Annotated in this window: 19 protein-coding genes; all 19 read left to right on the forward strand. The window is 58.1% G+C overall.

Annotation, left to right across the window (positions count from 1 at the left end; genetic code table 11):
• Positions 1 to 119 precede the first annotated feature (119 nt).
• Positions 120 to 1,028: a flagellin gene (locus FHT87_RS11470; RefSeq protein WP_183728585.1), complete on the forward strand. Its 909-nt coding sequence runs from the start codon at positions 120 to 122 to the stop codon at positions 1,026 to 1,028.
• Between the two features lie 280 nt (positions 1,029 to 1,308).
• A complete protein-coding gene (locus tag FHT87_RS11475; RefSeq protein ID WP_183728588.1) occupies positions 1,309 to 2,220 on the forward strand; it encodes a flagellin in 912 nt (303 codons plus the stop codon).
• A gap of 253 nt (positions 2,221 to 2,473) precedes the next feature.
• Positions 2,474 to 3,382: a flagellin gene (locus FHT87_RS11480; RefSeq protein WP_183728591.1), complete on the forward strand. Its 909-nt coding sequence runs from the start codon at positions 2,474 to 2,476 to the stop codon at positions 3,380 to 3,382.
• A 290-nt stretch (positions 3,383 to 3,672) separates the two neighbouring features.
• Positions 3,673 to 4,626 carry a flagellin gene (locus tag FHT87_RS11485; protein ID WP_183728593.1) on the forward strand — a complete coding sequence of 318 codons (954 nt, stop codon included), beginning with the start codon at positions 3,673 to 3,675 and terminating at the stop codon, positions 4,624 to 4,626.
• Between the two features lie 195 nt (positions 4,627 to 4,821).
• Complete coding sequence (locus FHT87_RS11490) at positions 4,822 to 5,457, forward strand: hypothetical protein (protein WP_183801882.1); 636 nt, start codon at positions 4,822 to 4,824, stop codon at positions 5,455 to 5,457.
• Positions 5,454 to 6,734 carry a MotB family protein gene (locus tag FHT87_RS11495; protein ID WP_183801885.1) on the forward strand — a complete coding sequence of 427 codons (1,281 nt, stop codon included), beginning with the start codon at positions 5,454 to 5,456 and terminating at the stop codon, positions 6,732 to 6,734. Before FHT87_RS11490 ends, FHT87_RS11495 begins: the two co-directional genes overlap by 4 nt.
• Positions 6,735 to 6,738: 4 nt before the next feature.
• Positions 6,739 to 8,037 carry a chemotaxis protein MotC gene (gene motC, locus FHT87_RS11500; protein WP_183801888.1) on the forward strand — a complete coding sequence of 433 codons (1,299 nt, stop codon included), beginning with the start codon at positions 6,739 to 6,741 and terminating at the stop codon, positions 8,035 to 8,037.
• 4 nt (positions 8,038 to 8,041) lie between these two features.
• Positions 8,042 to 9,481: a flagellar hook-length control protein FliK gene (locus FHT87_RS11505; RefSeq protein ID WP_183802673.1), complete on the forward strand. Its 1,440-nt coding sequence runs from the start codon at positions 8,042 to 8,044 to the stop codon at positions 9,479 to 9,481.
• A complete protein-coding gene (locus FHT87_RS11510; RefSeq protein ID WP_183801890.1) occupies positions 9,423 to 9,986 on the forward strand; it encodes a lytic transglycosylase domain-containing protein in 564 nt (187 codons plus the stop codon). The genes FHT87_RS11505 and FHT87_RS11510 overlap by 59 nt, the downstream gene beginning before the upstream one ends.
• Positions 9,987 to 10,266: 280 nt before the next feature.
• Positions 10,267 to 10,938: a winged helix-turn-helix domain-containing protein gene (locus FHT87_RS11515; RefSeq protein WP_183728604.1), complete on the forward strand. Its 672-nt coding sequence runs from the start codon at positions 10,267 to 10,269 to the stop codon at positions 10,936 to 10,938.
• A 128-nt stretch (positions 10,939 to 11,066) separates the two neighbouring features.
• Positions 11,067 to 12,374: a flagellar hook protein FlgE gene (locus FHT87_RS11520; RefSeq protein ID WP_183728606.1), complete on the forward strand. Its 1,308-nt coding sequence runs from the start codon at positions 11,067 to 11,069 to the stop codon at positions 12,372 to 12,374.
• 19 nt (positions 12,375 to 12,393) lie between these two features.
• Positions 12,394 to 13,860: a flagellar hook-associated protein FlgK gene (gene flgK, locus FHT87_RS11525; RefSeq protein WP_183728609.1), complete on the forward strand. Its 1,467-nt coding sequence runs from the start codon at positions 12,394 to 12,396 to the stop codon at positions 13,858 to 13,860.
• A gap of 3 nt (positions 13,861 to 13,863) precedes the next feature.
• The gene (locus tag FHT87_RS11530) at positions 13,864 to 14,910 is read left to right on the forward strand and encodes a flagellar hook-associated family protein (protein WP_183728612.1); all 1,047 of its coding nucleotides are present in this window, start codon (positions 13,864 to 13,866) and stop codon (positions 14,908 to 14,910) included.
• A gap of 36 nt (positions 14,911 to 14,946) precedes the next feature.
• The gene (gene flaF, locus FHT87_RS11535) at positions 14,947 to 15,294 is read left to right on the forward strand and encodes a flagellar biosynthesis regulator FlaF (protein WP_183728615.1); all 348 of its coding nucleotides are present in this window, start codon (positions 14,947 to 14,949) and stop codon (positions 15,292 to 15,294) included.
• Positions 15,291 to 15,740, forward strand: a complete 450-nt coding sequence (gene flbT / locus FHT87_RS11540) for a flagellar biosynthesis repressor FlbT (RefSeq protein WP_132652630.1) — start codon at positions 15,291 to 15,293, stop codon at positions 15,738 to 15,740. Before flaF ends, flbT begins: the two co-directional genes overlap by 4 nt.
• Positions 15,731 to 16,189 (forward strand): flagellar hook assembly protein FlgD, encoded by a 459-nt coding sequence (gene flgD, locus FHT87_RS11545; protein WP_183801893.1) that lies wholly within the window; start codon positions 15,731 to 15,733, stop codon positions 16,187 to 16,189. Before flbT ends, flgD begins: the two co-directional genes overlap by 10 nt.
• Positions 16,190 to 16,292: 103 nt before the next feature.
• Complete coding sequence (fliQ, locus tag FHT87_RS11550) at positions 16,293 to 16,559, forward strand: flagellar biosynthesis protein FliQ (protein WP_183801896.1); 267 nt, start codon at positions 16,293 to 16,295, stop codon at positions 16,557 to 16,559.
• Positions 16,560 to 16,650: 91 nt separating this feature from the next.
• Positions 16,651 to 18,738 (forward strand): flagellar biosynthesis protein FlhA, encoded by a 2,088-nt coding sequence (gene flhA, locus FHT87_RS11555; protein WP_183728621.1) that lies wholly within the window; start codon positions 16,651 to 16,653, stop codon positions 18,736 to 18,738.
• A complete protein-coding gene (locus FHT87_RS11560; RefSeq protein ID WP_183728624.1) occupies positions 18,735 to 19,487 on the forward strand; it encodes a flagellar biosynthetic protein FliR in 753 nt (250 codons plus the stop codon). The genes flhA and FHT87_RS11560 overlap by 4 nt, the downstream gene beginning before the upstream one ends.
• Positions 19,488 to 19,490 lie beyond the last annotated feature (3 nt).

Below are 19,490 nucleotides of genomic sequence, written 5' to 3' on the forward strand. Positions count from 1 at the left end.
ATGACGGGTTTGGGCCAAGAACAAAGGCACCGAGTGGCATGAAGCTGGTCCGTCATCGCCGGTATTTATAGTCCGGTATGTCCTCCTTTTTTGTATCTAGTTTTCTAGGGGACACACTTATGACGAGCATTAACACGAACAATTCCGCCCAGGCCGCTCTTCAGACGCTGCGTGGCATCAACCAGGGCCTCAACAGCACGCAGAACCACGTTTCCACGGGTTACCGCGTTGGCAAGGCTTCCGATAACGCTGCCTACTGGTCGATCGCAACGACCATGCGTTCGGACAACAAGGCTCTCGGCGCTGTTTCCGACGCTCTCGGCCTCGGCGCTGCCAAGGTTGACACTGCCTACACCGCTATGGACAGCGCCATCGATGTCGTCGGCGAAATCAAGGCAAAGATCGTTGCCGCGACTGAAAACGGCGTCGACAAGAAGAAGGTTCAGGAAGAAATCGACCAGCTGCAGGACCAGCTGGTGAGCATCGCTCAGTCGGCTTCCTTCTCCGGTGAAAACTGGGTTGCGGGTGTCAACGGCACGAAGAGCGTCGTTTCCTCCTTCGTTCGTGACGGTTCGAACGGCGTTTCCGTCAAAATGACCGACTACGTCCTGTCGAACACTTCTACCGGCAACGTTCTGTTCGGCATGACCACGACCGGTGCGATCGAAACCTCCACGGGTATCCTCGGCTCGAGCAACGGTACGATCGGTTCGGTCTACTCGCTCGACATCACGAACCTCACCACCGCCGACCTCGGCCTCGCTCTGACCAACGTCGAAAACGCCCTGAAGGCAATGACCTCTGCCGGCGCAAAGCTCGGTTCGATCTCCACCCGCATCACCATGCAGGACGATTTCGTTTCCGCTCTGTCCGACTCGCTCGACTCCGGTATCGGCCGCCTCGTCGACGCCAACATGGAAGAAGAGTCCTCCAAGCTCTCGGCGCTGCAGACCCAGCAGCAGCTCGCGATCCAGTCGCTCTCGATCGCCAACTCCTCTTCGCAGAACATCCTGTCGCTCTTCCGCTAAGAGCGGTCCAGCAACATCGCGAAAAACGTCGAGGCCGGGTAACTCCCGGCCTCGAATGTTTTAATATAAGGTTAATGGAAACGCTTCTAAGTATCAGATATTTTTACGAAATTTCCTTTTCGAATTTAGTTTTCCTTAACCATCTTGCTGTTTTCTAGGCCCATCGAAACGGCGAGTTAACCCTAACGAGAATGGTTAACAGGCATGATGCTGATCGCTGTGGGCCGGCCCAAATCCGGAATGTCCCTTCTTAACATCTGCCAAAAGGGGCAAGCAAACTATGACGAGCATCAACACCAATAACGCTGCAATGGCAGCTCTCCAGACGCTGCGTGGCATCAACCAGGGTCTCAACAAGACCCAGGATCATGTCTCCTCCGGTTACCGCATCGGCAAGGCTTCCGATAACGCTGCCTACTGGTCGATCGCAACGACCATGCGTTCGGACAACAAGGCCCTCTCGGCCGTCTCCGACGCTCTCGGCCTCGGCGCTGCCAAGGTTGACACTGCCTACACCGCTATGGACAGCGCCATCGACGTCGTCGGCGAAATCAAGGCAAAGATCGTTGCCGCGACTGAAAACGGCGTCGACAAGAAGAAGGTTCAGGAAGAAATCGACCAGCTGCAGGACCAGCTGGTGAGCATCGCTCAGTCGGCTTCCTTCTCCGGTGAAAACTGGGTTGCGGGTGTCAACGGCACGAAGAGCGTCGTTTCCTCCTTCGTTCGTGACGGTTCGAACGGCGTTTCCGTCAAGATGACCGACTACGTCCTGTCGAACGCTTCGGCCGGCAACGTTCTGTTCGGCATGACCACGACCGGTGCGATCGAAACCTCCACGGGTATCCTCGGCTCGAGCAACGGTACGATCGGTTCGGTCTACTCGCTCGACATCACGAACCTCACCAGCGCCGACCTCGGCCTCGCTCTGACCAACGTCGAAAACGCCCTGAAGGCAATGACCTCTGCCGGCGCAAAGCTCGGTTCGATCTCCACCCGCATCACCATGCAGGACGATTTCGTCAACTCGCTCTCCGACTCGATCGACTCCGGTATCGGCCGCCTCGTTGACGCCAACATGGAAGAAGAGTCCTCCAAGCTCTCGGCTCTGCAGACCCAGCAGCAGCTCGCGATCCAGTCTCTCTCGATCGCCAACTCCTCTTCGCAGAACATCCTGTCGCTCTTCCGCGGCTGATAGGATCGCCAAACATAACCCGCCGGCCAATCGGCGGGTCCCATGCAAATCAAGCCGCGCTTCGATGGAGCGCGGCTTTTTTGATTTCCGTTAACGATTGATTAACCATATTGCTGTTTTCTGCGTCTCAACGAGACGGCGAGTTAACCAAATTTAAGAACGGGTTAACAGGCATGAAGGCTGATCGTCGTTCCCGGTCGCTATCCGGAATGTCCCTTTATTTTAACGTCTGCCAACAAGGGGCAATCATTTCATGACAAGCATTTTGACCAACGTAGCGGCCATGGCCGCGCTACAGACCCTCCGTGGTATCAGCAATAATCTTCAGGATACTCAAAACCGCGTATCTTCCGGCTATCGCGTTGAAAAGGCAGCAGACAACGCAGCCTATTGGTCCATCGCAACGACCATGCGTTCGGACAACAAGGCCCTTTCGGCAGTCTCCGACGCTCTCGGCCTCGGCGCCGCAAAGGTCGACACGGCCTACACCGCCATGGATAACGCCATCGACGTTGTCAGCGAAATCAAGTCCAAGATCGTCGCCGCAACTGAAAAGGGTGTCGACAAGACCAAGATCCAGGAAGAAATCAGCCAGCTCCAGGCTCAGCTCATGAGCATCTCGCAGTCGGCTTCCTTCTCCGGTGAGAACTGGGTTGCAGGCAACTCGACCAAGAGCGTCGTTTCCACCTTCGTCCGCGACGGCAACGGCAATGTCTCGGTCAAGACGACCGACTATGTCCTGAACGCGGCTTCCAACGGTAACGTCCTGTTCGGCATGACCACGACCGGCACCATCGATTCGAGCACCGGCATCATCGGCACTTCCAACGGAACGATCGGGTCGATCTACACCATGAACATCACCTCCTTTGGTCAGACGGAAATCGCTATGGCACTGACGGCAATCGAAGCGGGCCTGGAGGCGATGACGAAGGCAGCATCTCAGCTTGGCTCCATCTCCAACCGCATCGAGCTGCAGGAAAACTTCGTCGCGGCCCTTGGCGACTCGATCGACTCGGGTGTCGGCCGTCTCGTCGACGCCGACATGGAAGAGGAATCGAGCAAGCTCACGGCACTACAGACGCAGCAGCAGCTGGCGATCCAGTCGCTCTCGATTGCAAATTCCAGCGCTCAGAACGTCCTCACGCTCTTCCGCAGCTAAGCCGGCGGTTGAAGCTGGACCAAACCTTGTGCCGTCAATTTGCGGCAGCCCGGAAACCGCGTCGTTTCGGCGCGGTTTTTCTTTTATTTCAATCATTTGCAAAGGTATCGGTGGCGCAGTTTCAATCCCTGTTTCCGCTCTTGCGAAACTGGTTGATATCGGGTTAACGTTACCGCGAGTTGATTTGTTTTGCGACGCACCGGTGTGGGGGACCCGCCGGGGGCATGAGGCCAGTTCAGTCGCTGCCGGCAAAACCGGCCTGATCCCTTCATCTTTCCGAGACCATGTCGATGACCGTCAAGATTACCAACGCGGCCGCGGTGAGTGCGCTGGCAGTGCTGCGCAGCATCACTAAAGAATCAACCGACGTACAGCAGCAGATTTCGACGGCGAAGCGGGTCGCGACTGCGGCCGACGATGCGACCTATTGGTCGATCGCGAGCGTCATGCGCGCCGACAGCACCAATCTCGGCACCATTGGCGATGCCCTTGGCCTTGGCGCCGCAAAGGTCGATTCGACCTATACGGCGATGAATTCCGCCATCGATCTCCTCGGCGATCTCAGAGCCAAGCTGGTTGCGGCGCGTGAGCCCGGCGCCGATAAGGACAAGATCAACGCGGAAATCACCGAGTACAAGAACCAGCTGCAGACGATGGTCGAAGGAACGGCATTTGCCGGCGAAAACTGGCTGTTGAACGGCGAGCCCGCGGCACCGCCGCAGTGGAAGATCATCGGCAGCTTCGTGCGCGCCCCGACAGGCGAGTATCAGGCGCAGACCATCGACTTTCCATCGTCACAGACCATTCTGATAGACAGGAACAATGCCAATGGCGGCCTGTTCACCAAGGAGATCAACGGCAATGCCGACGGCACGCCCGTCCGCAATTATTATCTCCTGAATGCGAACTCCGCGACGCCGGCGACCGGCACGGAAATCTCCATCAGCAAGTCGACCACCGACTCGCAGCTTACGGATATGCTGACGGCGACGGACGCCATACTCAAGCAGCTTACGAATTCGGCGGCAGGGATTGGTATCATGAAGGCCCGCATCGACGATCAGATCGACTATACCGCAGACCTGTCCGACGCTGTCGACAAGAGCGTCGGCGCCCTCGTCGACACCGATATGGATGAGGCCTCGACCCGCCAGAAGGCTATCGAAACCCAGAAGCAGATGGCCGTTGAAGCGATCTCCATTCTGAACACGTCCGCCAGTAAAATTCTCATCCTGCTCGAATAGTGATCGGCGCGAGGGCGGCACCATTCATCCTCGCGCAAGTTTGGGTTTCTAGTTTCCGGCATGAAGGCAGCGTCCGAATCCATGCCGGCGACAGGCCCCGAGCCTCTCCCCAACCGGAACGGCATGTCGGCAAGGACGATGGTCATTTTTCAAGCGGGGCATGCCGCATGCTTCCCGAATACTGGACGGTTTTTTATGAGCATTATGCTTTCCCGGTATTTGAAGGATTTCGGTGAGCCGAATCCCTCACCGATCATCGATGTAGATGATTTCGCGGCTGAAACCGCCTCCGCATTTGCGGAACTGCCGCAAGAGCCCGAAATCGATGTCGAGGCGGAGCGGCGTGAGGCCTATTCCGAAGGCTTCGCGGCGGCAACCATGGAACTGACCGAAAAATACGAAGGCGAAGCCCAGGCTGCCGCCGAAGCGCATGCCCGTGAGATAGAGGAGCTGAAACTCCGCTACGAGATCGAAGCGGCTGCGGTCATCGCTTCCCGTATCCGCGACATGGCCGAAGAGATCGCCACGGTCGTCAGCGAAGTGACTGCGACGGCCATCGCACCCATCATGACCGAAGCGCTCTCGAAAAAAGCAGCCGAAAATCTCGCCGTCCTGCTGCGCGAGGCAATTCTCGACGGCGCTGCGGCCCCAATCACCGTGCGTGGTCCGGCCAAGCTTTTCGGTATTCTCAAGGATGAACTCGGAGAGCATGCCGCATTGGTCCGCCATCATGAGGCTGATGACGTCGACCTTGCTGCCGAGATTGGCGAAACTGTACTCGTGACCCGTATTTCCGCCTGGGCGGCTAGCTTGAAGAAAGTTTCCGAATGAGCGACGGCGAGAACCATCACCACGGCAAGAACGAGATCATCATCGTCAAGAAACATGGCGGTGGGGATCACGATGGCGCCCATGGCGGTGCATGGAAAATTGCCTATGCCGACTTCATGACGGCAATGATGGCCTTCTTTCTCGTCATGTGGCTCGTCAACGCCGCCAACGAGGAAACCAAGGCCTCGATCGCGACCTATTTCAACCCGATCAAACTGTCAGATGAAAAGCCGACCGAAAAGGGCTTGAAGAAGCCCGTCGACCAGGCCGAGGGCGAGCAGAATCAGGAAAAGTCGAAGAACAAGGAAGAGAACCCGAACCAGGGCAAATCTGCCGCCGATGGCGAAGACCAGACCTCGACCTCCGGCGACAAGACCAATTATTCGGAAGCCGATTTCTTCGAAAACCCCTATTCGGTTCTCGCCGAGATCGCCCAGGAAGTCGGCCAGCAGGCAAACGTCAGCGCCAAGGGTGACGGCGGGGCGGCGGATTCAGGCCCGGCGACCGGTGCCGATGGCGGCGAAGCCTATCGCGACCCCTTCGATCCGGATTTCTGGACCAAGCAGGTCGAGGTTACAACCGCCGGCAAGCCGCAGCAGCCTTCGCCGCTCGATTCGCAGGCCGAGCCGAATGAGCTCGCCAAGGCCGAAAATAGCCAGCCCTCCACTCTGCTGAGCAAGGACCCCAATAGCGCCGCCGTCGCCGCTTCGGCAGAGAAGCAGGCCGACAAGACCAAAGACAAGCAGGCGGACAAGACCAAGGACGCCGACAAGGCCGAAGATAAAAAGGAAGAGGCCAAGCAGGCCGAAGAGATGCAACAGGCCAAGGAATTGCAGCAGGAGATTGCCCAGCAGATCGCGGGCGTCGCCGGCAAGCTCGCTGAAGGCCTGACGGTTACGGCGTCCGAAGGCGGCCTGCTGGTGAGCATCTCCGACCAGAACGACGACTCCATGTTCAACATCGGCTCTGCGGTGCCGCGGCAGGAAATGGTCCTCGCGATGCAGAAGATCGGCGCGATCCTGAAGCAGAGGGGAGGGGCTGTCGCCATCCGCGGCCATACGGACGGCCGGCAGTTCAAGGGCGATCTCAACGAGAACTGGCGTCTTTCGATGGACCGTGCCCAGAGCGCCTACTACATGCTCGTTCGTGGCGGCCTTGACGAGAAGCGTATTTCCCAGGTTTCCGGCTTCGCCGACCGTCGCCTGAAGCTGCCCGAGGCGCCCTACGACGCGTCAAACCGCCGGATCGAGATTCTCGTGCAGGCAGATCAAGGATAGCCGCATGACGCGCAGGCAGCATCGCTATTTCAGATATGCAGTCTTCGGCCTGGCGATGATGTCGCCAGCCGTCGGTCGTGCCGCAGATGCGGACGATCTCGCGCCATACAAGATGCTGCGGTCCCTGCAGTTCGTTCAGGACTCGGTTGTAACAGGCGATCACTCCGCCGGTGAAATGCAGCGCTTCATGCTTGGCAAGATCGATCAGCGCCTGCGAACCGTCGATCTGTCCGTCTACGACGACGACCGCAATGTCGATGCGGCATTGATCTATGTGATGAGCGGCGGTAATCCGCAGACGCTGGAATATCTCGTTTCTCATGACGTCAACGGTTATTTCGACAATCGCGTCACCGACGTGTTGCGGAAATATCTTGGTGGCAAGGGCCTGCTCGTCTCCAAGACGCTGGAAGAAACCGCCAAGGAATATGACGGCAAGAAGATCGGACCCTATCTGGCGCTGATCGGTGGCAACGTGCTGATCGCCACAAGACCAGCTGACGCCCTGACCATGTATGACAGGGCGCGGCTCAATGCGCCCGGCACCATCGTGGAAGAGGCAGCGCTGCGCCGCTCGCTTGCCATCTGCGTGGAAACCGGAGATGTCGACAAGGGACTTGCCTATTCGCAGCGCTATGTCCGCCGTTTCCTTCATTCGCCCTATGCCAGCCAGTTTGCCGATCTCTTCGTGAAGCTGATCGTCAGCCACGACCACGATGTCGATCCGCAGACGGTTGTCGATATTCTGTCCTTCATGGATGCGCCGCGCCAGCGCGAGGTCTATCTGCGTGTCGCGCGCGCTGCCGCGATTGCCGGAAAGCCCAATCTCGCCCGTATGGCCGCCCAGCGCGTTCAGTCGCTGGGCGAGGGGACGGCCAATCCTTTTGGACCGCTCGCCGATTTCTACAACGGTATGGCGAACGTTCCCACCGACGACATCGACCAGGCTGCCAAATATATCGCCAACATCTCCGGGGCATCGCTCTCGCCACAGGACCAGGCGCTGCAGGCTGCTGCAAGATCCGTTGCCGAGCAGATATTGCGGGCTCCGGATCCCGCAAGCCTGACACAAGGCTCCACCCCTAATAGTACTAATCAAGAAATCACTTCTGAACAGGCTGCAGCCGCCACGGCTGCGCAACCGGAAGGAGCGCCGGCCGCTGCTCCGGAACCTGTTGTCGAAGGCACGGCTTCTGCTGGCTCGGGAGGCCAGGATGTCGACCCTTCATTCACCTCTTTCGTGACGACCAATCGATCCAAGCTCGACGAAATCGACGGTCTCCTGGCCCAAGAAGGCAAATAAGATGATGATGGATATCAGCGTCTCGGGCGGAGCGCCCGGCACGGGCGCGTCTGCGTCCGTAGGAACCGGAAGGCAGGCCGGCAGGGGCGAGGCTGCGGATCAGAACGGCGGCTTCTCCGATGTCCTCTCCAAGGCCGGCAATGCCGATCAGGATGCGGATGCAGCTGATACGTCCGACCCGCAGGCCGCTGACGAGACAGCGGCGCATAATCTGCGCGGCCGCAATCCGAAGCCGCTGATCGATCTGAACGACGCCTCGCTCAAGGGACAGGTGGACGTGCAGCCCGAAACCATCGCAAACGCCGACAATATGCCTGCGAAATCCGAAAAGGACCAGGGCAAGAACACGGCAGTCTTTGGGTTGGGCAAGCCGGGCGCCAGGGATCAGGCAGCCGAGACCGCCGCACAAACGGTGAGCAAGCCCGCCAAGCACACCAAGACCAATGAGCTTAATATCGATACCGATGCGGGCGCGGTTAGCGAGGCCGGCGACGGCGATATCACCGATGTCCTCGGCCTTTTGAAGCAGGAGCCCGGTAATGCCGCGGCTGTCCTGCAGGCTTCCGCTCATCATGCCGTCGCGAAGGCGGACGACGCTGCGGCCGGCAAGAAAGACGCCAAGGCCGAAAGTGTAAACGGTGCCAAGGCTGATGCGCATGTGTCGGATGCATTGGCAGCTGTTGCCTCGCATGGCAATGACGCGCATGTGCCGGGAACGGAGAATGCTGAAGGTGTCGAAGGCAAAACGTTCAGGATCAGCCGCGCCGATGGCCGTGGCCAGACGATGGACATGCAGATCGGCGCTGAACAGCCGGGCTCCGAGAAATCGACAAAGTCGAGCGTTGAAAATGTCTCCGTTCTGGAATCACGCCGCTATCTCGGTCTGGTTCAGAACCCGAATTCCGCGAACGTGACAGCGGCGCTTTCGGGTGACAAGGAATGGGCGCAGGCCATGCAGCCGAGCTCCGCGTTGTCGAACGCCGCGGAATGGACGAGCACTGGCAAGGTGGTAAACACCCTCAAGATCCAGATGAGCCCGATTGACCTCGGCCTCGTCACCGCCACGATGCGTCTGTCAGGCGATACGCTGAACGTCGATCTCAAGGTCGAGACGGGTGCTGCCTATCGCCAGCTCAAGGAAGACCACGGCAAGATCCTCGAGGCGCTGCGCAGTCAGGGCTACGCGGTCGATAACGTGACGATCAGCATGGCCCCTGTGGAGCGAGCCGATGCCGGTAACCAGGCAACCAGCCAGGGACAGACTTCACAGCAGCAGCAGCAACAGTCGCTCGCCCAGCAGGGCCAGGGCGGCGAGGCGCGCGAGCGCCAGAACCAGACAGCGCGGCAGACGGATGGAGGCTTCAATGGTGTGGGCGGGAACGGTGTTGAGAACGCTTCTGCTGTCGATGCTGGCGGTAGCCGCTCTGGCAGCGTCTACCTCTAGCGTATCGGCCTCCACAGGCGCCTGCGAGCGTGAAATTCAGTCTGCAGCGGCCAAATACGGGATCCCGGAAGGCATTCTCTATTCGGTCGGACTGACGGAAACCGGGCGCAAGGGATCGCTCTATCCCTATGCGATGAACGTCGAAGGCAAGGCTCTGTTTCCATCCTCCGAGCAGGCCGCGCTGCGGCAATTCGACACCGCCAGCAGAGGCGGCGCGAAGCTCATCGATATCGGATGTATGCAGATCAATCACTATTTTCACGGCGAGAACTTCAGTTCCGTGGAGGAAATGTTCGATCCTCATCGCAACGTGGAATATGCCGCAAAGTTCTTGCGCAACCTTCACGACCGCCATGAGACATGGACGATGGCGGTAGCAAGGTACCACGCAGGACCGAACAACAATCCGGCGCAGAAGCGGTATGTCTGTCGCGTCATCGCAAATCTGGTTGCCACCGGCTATGGCAAGTGGACTCCCAATGCGAGCAAATTCTGCGAAAATTAATTCAATTAATAATTGAATCGGTCAATTATGACCGAACTGTGTCAGAGTGTGGCAGGAATTCGGCATGAAGCCTGCGTGCAAGGTGTAATTAAGTAGATGTTAACTTTTCCACGAAATTTTTGTGTGCATAACGACGTTGACCTACTACATCTAGATCAAATCGGCACCCAATTCTTAATCAATTATTAATTTCTGCCATTAACTTTCACGAGTAGCCGCTGATTCGCGCGATTCGTATCCATAGATCATCGATGTGCCACACTGATTCGGAGGCGGACGAATGATCGTAGTGGTTGATGAGCGTGAGCTCGTGAAGGATGGTTACACTTCTCTGTTTGGCCGTGAGGGTATTCCCTCGACCGGCTTTGATCCCAATGAATTCGGCGAATGGGTGCAGACGGCGGCTGATTCTGATATCGCTGCGGTCGAGGCATTCCTGATCGGCCAGGGCCAGCGCGCACTGGAGTTGCCGCGCGCGATCAGGGATCGCTCGATGGCGCCTGTGATCGCTGTCAGCGACCAGCCGTCGCTCGAAAACACGCTTGCCCTTTTCGATTGCGGCGTCGACGACGTTGTACGCAAACCGGTGCATCCGCGTGAGATTCTCGCGCGCGCCGCTGCAATCCGTCGTCGCCTGAAGGCGATCGCAAACTACACGGACATCGGCGCCATCCGCGTCTTCTCCGATGGGCGCGATCCGGAAATCAACGGCGAAACCTTCGCTTTGCCGCGCCGCGAGCGCCGCATCCTCGAATACTTGATCGCCAATCGTGGCCGTCGCGTCACCAAGACCCAGATCTTCAATGCGATCTACGGCATTTTCGACGAGGAAGTCGAAGAAAACGTCGTCGAAAGCCACATCTCCAAGCTGCGCAAGAAGCTGCGCAAAAAGCTCGGCGTCGACCCGGTCGATTCCAAGCGCTTCCTTGGCTATTGCATTGATTGGAATTGATTTTTTCGGCGCGGGTCGTGCCGCGCGGGAAAGCCGGAATATTTCGATCGGCGACCCGGCACAACAGACAGCTTCACGCAAGGCCCGCCAAATACTGTTGTACTTAACAGGTAAAACGAGGTTTTCAGATGAGCATTTTCGGCAGCATGAAGACGGCAGTATCGGGGATGAACGCGCAGGCAAACCGCCTCAGCACCGTCTCCGATAACATCGCGAACGTGAACACCAGCGGCTATAAGGCAGTTTCGACCGCGTTCTCGTCGCTGGTCCTGCCATCGGGCTCCGGTAACTACAATTCGGGCGGCGTGACGACGACGGTTCGTCAGGCTGTTTCCGACCAGGGTGATATCTCCTACACGACCTCCGGTTACGACCTCGCAATTTCCGGCGACGGTTTCTTCATCGTCCAGGGCGGCGATGGCGTTCCCGTCCTGACGCGTGCCGGCGATTTTACGAAGGACGACACCGGCAACCTCGTCAACTCGGCCGGCTTCACGCTCATGGGCTATCCGTGGGGTTCCTCGGCTCCGGCCGTCGTCGTCAACGGTTTTGACGGGTTGGTTCCGATCAACGTTCTCGGCAATCAGAAGCTGGAAGCGATTGCGACATCAAACGGCACTTGGACTGGTAACCTCAAGCCCGGTGCGACTGTCGTCACGGATCCCGATACGCTGCCGAGCGCCAACGCTGCCGTAGACCCCACGACGACGAATACTCAGAAGTATTCGATAGTCACCTACGACAAGCTTGGCAGTAAGGTGATGTACGACATCTACTTCACCAAAGTTCCCTACGACGCTGCGGCAATACCGGCACCTCCTGCGGGTTCGCAATACCAGTGGGAAATGGCCGTATTCCGCAACGGAGACAAAGCCACGTCTGGCACCAGCTCCTTCCCATACAGCTCTGGTCCTGTTGCGACCAAGACGGTTTACTTTGACGACAAAGGCCAGATGACTTCGACGGCCAACTCGACGATCACCGATCCCGCGACCGGCCTCAGCATTGACCTCAATCTCGACCTTTCCCAGGTCGGCGACAATTTCTCCGGTTCGGGTAATGTTGACGGTCAGGGCGCAAATTCGCCGGTTGATATCACAATCGACTCCGACGGTATCGTCTACTCGAAGTATGATGACGGCAGCACCAAGCCCGTCTTCCAAATCCCGCTTGCCAACGTTCCAAGCCCGGACCTGCTGACGCTGATGTCCGGCAATGTTTACTCGGCCAACGGCAGATCGGGCGTGACCGTCACCGGTTTCCCGCAGACCAGCGGCTTCGGCAAGATCCAGTCGGGCGCACTCGAAGGTTCGAACGTCGACCTCGCCGGTGAACTGACCGAAATGATCGAATCCCAGCGCAGCTACACCGCCAACTCCAAGGTGTTCCAGACGGGTTCCGATCTCATGGACGTTCTCGTCAACCTCAAGCGTTAATCAGGGTAACGGGTAAGCCATGTCGCTCACTTCAGCACTTAACACCGCGCAGAGCATATTCAACAATACGGGCACGCAGAGCAGCATCGTATCGAACAATATCTCGAACGCCGGCAACAAGGACTATGTGCGCCGGCAGGCGATGCTCACCACCTCGCTGAACGGCGCCCAGGTGGTCAAGATCAGCCGCGCACAGGAAGATGCACTGCTGAAACAGTATCTCAAGGCGGCCTCGCAGGACAGCGCCCAGCAGACCCTGCTGGGCGGCCTTGAAGATCTGAAATCGATCATGGGCGGCAACGATAACGAGACTTCGCCTGAAACTGCCCTCCGCACCTTCCGCGACAAGCTCGGCACGTTCCGCGCGACCCCGGGCGACCTTATTGCCGCCCAGGGTGCGATCACGGCGGCACAGGATGTCGTGACGTCGCTGAACAATGCTTCCAAGGCAGTGCAGCAGCAGCGTTCCGACGCCGACAAGCAGATCAAGAACCAGGTCGATTCGCTGAACAGCCTGCTGAAGCAGTTCGAAACGGCCAACAACGCCGTCAAGAAGGCGACGGCCGGCAACGAGGATCCTTCGAGCGCTCTCGATGAGCGCGAAAAGGTTCTCAAGCAGATCAACCAGATCGTTGGTGTCTCTACGGTGACGCGCAGCAACAACGATATGGTGCTTTATACGGCCGATGGCACCACCCTTTTCGAAACGATCCCGCGTACGGTGAGCTTCGAGCCGACGCAGTCCTACGCGGCAGGCACTAAAGGCAACAAGGTCTATGTCGACGGTGTGGCCGCCAACATGGGTTCAGGTGCGTCGACCAGTGCGCAGGGCAGCCTGGGCTCGCTCCTGCAGATCCGCGACGATATCGCGCCGAAGTTCCAGAGCCAGCTCGACGAAGTCGCCCGCGGTCTTGTCGATCTCTATCAGGAAGCGGGCGCTCCCGGTCTTTTCGTCTGGACAGACCCGGCGACCGGCACGGCTGGCGGACTTCCGGTGGATCCGCCGGTCGGCGGCATTATCGATGGCATTGCTGGAACGATTGCTATCAATAAGGGTGTCTTGACGAGCGGCACTCCGGCCGGCGATCCCATGCGCCTGCGCAATGGCAACATCAACGGAGGTCCCGGTTCGAATCCGGGTAATTCGAGCGGCTACTCCGCGGAGCTCGACCGGCTCTACACGGCGATGGACAGCGGCATTCCCTTCGATACCGATTCGGGTCTGGACACCAATGTCAGCATCATGAGCTACGCCACCAATTCGATTGGCTGGCTCGAGCAGAACCGGAGCGATGCGACCAAGGCTGCGGAAAATACCCAGGCTGCCTCAGCGCGAACCGATGAAGCTTATTCCAATGAAACCGGCGTCAACCTCGATGAGGAACTGACGCTCCTTCTCGACATAGAGCAGTCCTACAAGGCGGCGACCAAGATTTTGAACGCCGTTGACGAGATGTTGAAAGCATTGCTGGATATTGCGAGTTAAGCCATGAAGAGCTCATTTATTTCAAGTTCGGCCATCCAGAACGCCATGCGGTTGACAATCCGCCAGGCGCAGAACCAGATGACGAAGGCGACGATGGAAGCGACCACCGGCACCTACGCCGATATTGGTGTGTCGCTGGGCGGTTACGCAGCCAAGAGCATCGACTTCACCCGTGAAGTCGACCGTATCAAATCGATCAAGCTGAGCAATGCTCTCGTAGACGCCCGTATGGAATCGGCTCAAACCGGGCTCGATAAAATGAAGAAGGCGGGTGATAGCTTCCTCTCCAAGCTGACCGCCCTGCAGAGCAGCCACGATCCGGGCAGCATCACCGTCGCAATCCAGTCGGCCACGAGCGCGCTTTCGACGATGATGGATACGTCGAATTCCATGGTGAATGGCGAGTATCTCTTCGCCGGTATCAATACTGACATTCAGCCGCTGACGGACAAGACGGCAGCGACGACGACGGAAATCACGAACAGGCTGAACGCCTACGCGGCGACACTCAGCAAGCCGGTGAAGGAGATGACCGGCGACGAGATGAAGACGTTCATCGAAACGCAGGTTGAACCGATGTTCAGCGAAGCGGCCTGGACGGATCCGACCACCGGTTGGTCTAAGGCGTCGAGCCAGAACATGACGAGCCGCATCAGCAATTCGGAAGTCGTTGAATCCTCGACCAATGCCAATTCCGAGGGCATGCGTTACTTCGCTCTGGCGACTGTGATGACCTCCGCGCTGATGGGTCAGAACCTCAGCACGGACGCGATGAGCGCGGTCTCTTCAAAGGCGATCACCTACACGACCAGAGCCACCACGGGCATCATCACCCAGGGTAGCCAGCTCGGTCTGTCGCAGGAGCGTGTCGAGAAGGCGAATGACGCCCTCGATGCCCAGGCGAACATCATGCAGACCAAGCTCGTCGATATCCAGGGCGTCGATCCCTATGAGGCCTCGACCCTTGTCAAGACTTTGGAAACCCAGCTCGAAACCGCTTACACGATCGTATCGAAGATCCAGCAGTTGAGTCTCGTGAACTACCTTTGATGAGCAAAGGCGCGCAATATAAAGAAGGATGCATGAATGTATCAGTTCTCGTATGCCGAGGTCATGCAAGACTCGGTTGCCGACGCGAAAGAGCGGGAATGGCAGGTTCTCGAACGTTCGATTGAACTGCTCTCGGTGGCGCGCGACAAGGAGAAGTATACCCGGGAGGCTATTGAAGCTCTCTTTTATACCCGCAGGGTGTGGATCAGCTTCATTGAGGATTTGAAACATCCCGACAACCAGTTGGAAGTCGAGCTCAGGGCAAACCTCATCTCGATTGCGATCTGGATATTGAAGGAATGCGACAGAATTAGAAAACGTCAGTCGAATAACTACCAGGGCATCATCGACGTTACCACCATCATCAGGGATGGACTTAAATGAAAAGTACACTTCGCATTTCTCTGAAAGCCGGGGAAAGAATCTTCATCAACGGCGCTGTCCTGCGTGTCGACCGTAAGGTCGCACTGGAATTCCTGAATGATGTGACGTTCCTTCTCGAAAACCACGTGCTGCAGCCGGAAGGCGCGACCACGCCGCTTCGCCAACTCTACTTCATTGCCCAGATGATCCTCATCAATCCCGAGGGCAAGGAACATTCGACGGCGATGTTCCGCAAGTCGATCACGATGCTGCTCACATGCTTCAAGAACGAGGAAATCCTCGCCGAACTGAAGCGTATCGACGCACTCGTTTCGACTGGTCGCGCCTTCGACGCGCTGAAGGCGATCCGCGGTCTCTACGCGATCGAAGACAGCATCCTCAACAATCACGAGCTGCCCCCGACCATGGTCGAGCAGATTCGCAGGGAGATCGCACCATGGCGGTAGACGGAACCCAGAGCGTAGGCGGTGGCAGCAGCACGTATGGCTCGTCCAATACCGCACAGCAGAAGGCGACGCTGAACTACGACAACTTCCTTCAGCTGCTGGTCGCGCAGTTGAAGAACCAGGATCCGACCGATCCGATGGATGCGAGCGAGCAGATGTCGCAGCTCGCGAGCTTCTCGCAGGTCGAGCAGACGATCCAGACGAACTCGAAGCTCGACACGCTGCTGACGAGCTCCAGCCTGACCCAGGCAAGCAGCTATATCGGTAAGTACATGGAAAGTGCCGATGGCAAGACCAAGGGCACGGTCGAATCCGTCAAGGTTTATTCGGACGGCCTTATTGCAACGCTCGACAATGGCGGTAAAATTCTCATCCAGCCGGGCATCTCGCTTTCCGATTCGGCGCCGACCAAAGCTTCTGGCGACGATAGTGGTTCGGACGATACCTGAAGTGACGAAGCGGCCTGACGCGCGTTCGTTTGGATGATGCCAAAAATACCGGTCCGGTTAAGCCGGGCTGGCTGCTTTCAAGGCGATATGAGGTTGCCTGACGATGAATGAAGCTGATGCACTCGACCTGTTCCAGGCTGCGATCTGGACCGTTCTCATTGCCGCGGGTCCTGCGGTCATTGCGGCAATGGTCGTCGGTCTCGTGATCGCGCTGATCCAGGCGCTCACCCAGGTGCAGGAAGCCACGCTCACTTTCGTCCCGAAGATCGTCGCCGTTCTGGTCACGATCGGTATTTCCGCTCCCTTCGTGGGCTCTCAGGTTTCCATTTTTACCAACCTGGTCTTCTCGCGCATCCAGTCCGGCTTCTGAGCCAACTTCGCGCAAGCTTCGCCATTTAACTGTCGATCCGAACTGGGCGGATTCTGATGTCCGCCTCCTCTCATGAAGAGACGGAATCGCTATGGCGCAACCACCTGCACTACCCCTTCCGAAAGTCGCTCCGAGTATGCGTGACATCGGCTTTGCCATGGGCATTGTCGGTATCATCTGCATCCTCTTCCTGCCGATCCCGCCGTTCCTGATCGATATGGGACTGGCCTTCTCGATCGCTTTCTCGGTGCTGATCCTCATGGTCGCGCTGTGGATTCAGAAGCCTCTCGATTTCTCGTCCTTCCCGACCATCTTGCTGATCGCGACGATGACGCGATTGGCGCTGAACATCGCGACGACGCGCGTCATCCTTTCGCACGGCAACGAGGGGCATGATGCCGCAGGCGGCGTCATTGCCGGTTTTGCAAGCCTGGTCATGTCCGGCGACTTCGTCATTGGTCTGATCGTCTTCCTGATTCTCATCACCATCAACTTCATCGTCATCACCAAGGGTGCGACGCGTATCGCGGAAGTCGGCGCGCGTTTCACCTTGGACGCCATTCCCGGCAAGCAGATGTCGATCGATGCCGACCTCTCGGCCGGCATTATCGACGAGAAGGAAGCCCAGCGCCGCCGCAAGGAGCTGGAAGAAGAAAGCTCCTTCTTCGGCGCGATGGACGGTGCATCGAAGTTCGTTCGCGGTGACGCGGTTGCGGGTCTCCTCATCACAGCCATCAACGTCTTCGGCGGTATCATCATCGGCTATTTTCGCCACGGCATGCCGATCGGCGAAGCCGCCGACGTTTTCGTCAAGCTGTCGGTCGGTGACGGCCTCGTCTCGCAGATGCCGGCTCTCATCGTTTCGCTCGCCGCCGGCCTTCTCGTTTCGCGCGGCGGCACCACCGGCTCCACCGACCAGGCGGTCGTCAATCAGCTGAGCGGCTATCCCCGCGCGCTCTCCGTTTCGGCCGTGCTGATGTTCGTCCTGGCCCTGATGCCGGGTCTGCCGTTTGTTCCCTTCGTGATCCTCGGCAGTCTTCTCGCCTTCGGCGCCTGGTTCATTCCGCGTCAGGTCGAAGCCGAAAACAAGATCCGCCGTGATGCCGAAGAAAAGAAGGTCGTCCAGAGCAAGGAGCTCGAAAAGGATTCGGTCAAGTCGGTTCTCCGCACGTCCGAAATCGAGCTTGCCCTTGGCAAGATGGTCTCGACCCGCCTGCTTGGCGCCCACCAGGAGCTCGCCTTCCGCGTCGGCAAGATGCGCAAGAAGTTCGCCACCCAGTACGGTTTCGTCGTGCCGGAAATCAAGGTGACGGACGATATCGGCATCCCCGAGAAGTCGTATCAGATCCGCATTCACGGCACGACGGTCGCCTCGAACCTGCTGCGTGTCGGCGAAGTCCTCGTCGTCACCGGCGCCGGCCGCAAGCCGAGCATTCCGGGTGACGAAATCCGCGAACCCGCTTTCGGCATGCCGGCGGTTTCGATCCTCGAAAACTTCGCCGACGATCTGAAGCGCGAAGGCTTCCAGCCGATCGACAACGTCTCGGTCGTGTTGACGCATATGAGCGAGGTTATCAGAAACAACCTGCCGCAGCTTCTCTCCTATAAGGACGTGAAGATCCTGATCGATCGTCTCGACCCTGAATACAAGAAGCTCGCCGATGAAATCTGCTCGTCCCACATGTCCTATTCGGGCCTGCAGGCGGTGCTGAAACTGCTTCTTGCCGAGCGCGTCTCGATCCGAAACCTGCACCTCATTCTGGAAGCCGTCGCCGAACTTGCCCCGCATGTCAGAAAGACGGAGCAGATCGTCGAGCATGTCCGCATCCGCATGGCCCAGCAGCTCTGCGGCGACCTTGCCGACAACGGCGTGTTGCGCGTGTTGCGGCTCGGCAGCAAGTGGGATCTGGCCTTCCATCAGGCTCTCAAGCGCGATGCGAAGGGCGAAGTCGTCGAATTCGACATCGATCCGCGCACGCTGGAGGAGTTCAGCGAACAGGCGACGAAGGTTATCCGTGAATTCATGGACAGGGGCCTGCCTTTCGCCCTTGTCACGTCGCCGGAAACGCGCTCCTATGTCCGCATGATCATCGAGCGACTCTTTGCAACGCTTCCCGTGCTCTCGCATGTGGAACTGGCCAAGGGCATCGAAATCAAGATTTTGGGCTCGATTTCATGATTTCAGACCCGCAAGGGACAGTTCTGGCGCTGTTTCTGGTTTTCTGCCGGATCGGTGGCTGCGTGCTGACCCTTCCGGGTTTCTCTTCCGCCCGCGTGCCGGAGCAATTGCGCGTCTTCATCGCAGCCGGACTTTCGCTTGCGGTGCTGCCGGTACTCTGGGACACGGTCTATCCGTCCGTTCACACCAGCTCCGGCACCTATATCGGCCTGATTTTCAGCGAATCGCTGATCGGTGTGATGTATGGCATGCTTGCCCGCCTCTATACGCTCGGGCTGCAATTTTCGGCCTCGATCGTGTCCATGATGGTCGGCTACACGCAGCCGAGCACGAGTGATGTCGTCGAAGATTCGGCCGAAATCAGCCTGACGGCTTTCATCACGATGACCGGTCTGATGGTTCTCTTCATCATGGACTTCCATCACATCGTCTTCCGCGCGCTGATCGATTCCTACACGACCATGCCCTTCGGCGGCTTGATGCAGATGCGTTCCACGCTCATCACCTTCACTGATACGCTGGAGCAGACCACCTACATCATGCTGCGGCTGGCGAGCCCCTATCTGATTTACGGGCTGATCTTCAACATCTCGATCGGCTTCATCAACAAGCTCGCGCCACAGATCCCGGTCTACTTCATCTCCACGCCCTATCTGCTGATGGGCGGCCTCTTCCTGCTCTATTTCTCCATCGCTGCCTTGATCAGCCAATTCGGCCAGTCATTCGCCGGCATATTCGTGGGGAGGTGAGGG

This window comes from Rhizobium sp. BK316, assembly GCF_014193695.1.
In the GTDB taxonomy this organism is placed as follows: Bacteria; Pseudomonadota; Alphaproteobacteria; order Rhizobiales; family Rhizobiaceae; genus Rhizobium.

Coding starts and splice junctions, on each gene's coding strand:
- FHT87_RS11505 (WP_183802673.1), top strand. CDS start 8,042: ATGATGGATATCAGCGTCTCGGGCGGAGCGCCCGGCACGGGCGCGTCT.
- flhA (WP_183728621.1), top strand. CDS start 16,651: ATGGCGCAACCACCTGCACTACCCCTTCCGAAAGTCGCTCCGAGTATG.
- FHT87_RS11560 (WP_183728624.1), top strand. CDS start 18,735: ATGATTTCAGACCCGCAAGGGACAGTTCTGGCGCTGTTTCTGGTTTTC.
- FHT87_RS11520 (WP_183728606.1), top strand. CDS start 11,067: ATGAGCATTTTCGGCAGCATGAAGACGGCAGTATCGGGGATGAACGCG.
- fliQ (WP_183801896.1), top strand. CDS start 16,293: ATGAATGAAGCTGATGCACTCGACCTGTTCCAGGCTGCGATCTGGACC.
- FHT87_RS11530 (WP_183728612.1), top strand. CDS start 13,864: ATGAAGAGCTCATTTATTTCAAGTTCGGCCATCCAGAACGCCATGCGG.
- flgK (WP_183728609.1), top strand. CDS start 12,394: ATGTCGCTCACTTCAGCACTTAACACCGCGCAGAGCATATTCAACAAT.
- flgD (WP_183801893.1), top strand. CDS start 15,731: ATGGCGGTAGACGGAACCCAGAGCGTAGGCGGTGGCAGCAGCACGTAT.
- FHT87_RS11515 (WP_183728604.1), top strand. CDS start 10,267: ATGATCGTAGTGGTTGATGAGCGTGAGCTCGTGAAGGATGGTTACACT.
- flaF (WP_183728615.1), top strand. CDS start 14,947: ATGTATCAGTTCTCGTATGCCGAGGTCATGCAAGACTCGGTTGCCGAC.
- FHT87_RS11490 (WP_183801882.1), top strand. CDS start 4,822: ATGAGCATTATGCTTTCCCGGTATTTGAAGGATTTCGGTGAGCCGAAT.
- FHT87_RS11485 (WP_183728593.1), top strand. CDS start 3,673: ATGACCGTCAAGATTACCAACGCGGCCGCGGTGAGTGCGCTGGCAGTG.
- FHT87_RS11495 (WP_183801885.1), top strand. CDS start 5,454: ATGAGCGACGGCGAGAACCATCACCACGGCAAGAACGAGATCATCATC.
- FHT87_RS11475 (WP_183728588.1), top strand. CDS start 1,309: ATGACGAGCATCAACACCAATAACGCTGCAATGGCAGCTCTCCAGACG.
- FHT87_RS11470 (WP_183728585.1), top strand. CDS start 120: ATGACGAGCATTAACACGAACAATTCCGCCCAGGCCGCTCTTCAGACG.
- motC (WP_183801888.1), top strand. CDS start 6,739: ATGACGCGCAGGCAGCATCGCTATTTCAGATATGCAGTCTTCGGCCTG.
- FHT87_RS11480 (WP_183728591.1), top strand. CDS start 2,474: ATGACAAGCATTTTGACCAACGTAGCGGCCATGGCCGCGCTACAGACC.
- flbT (WP_132652630.1), top strand. CDS start 15,291: ATGAAAAGTACACTTCGCATTTCTCTGAAAGCCGGGGAAAGAATCTTC.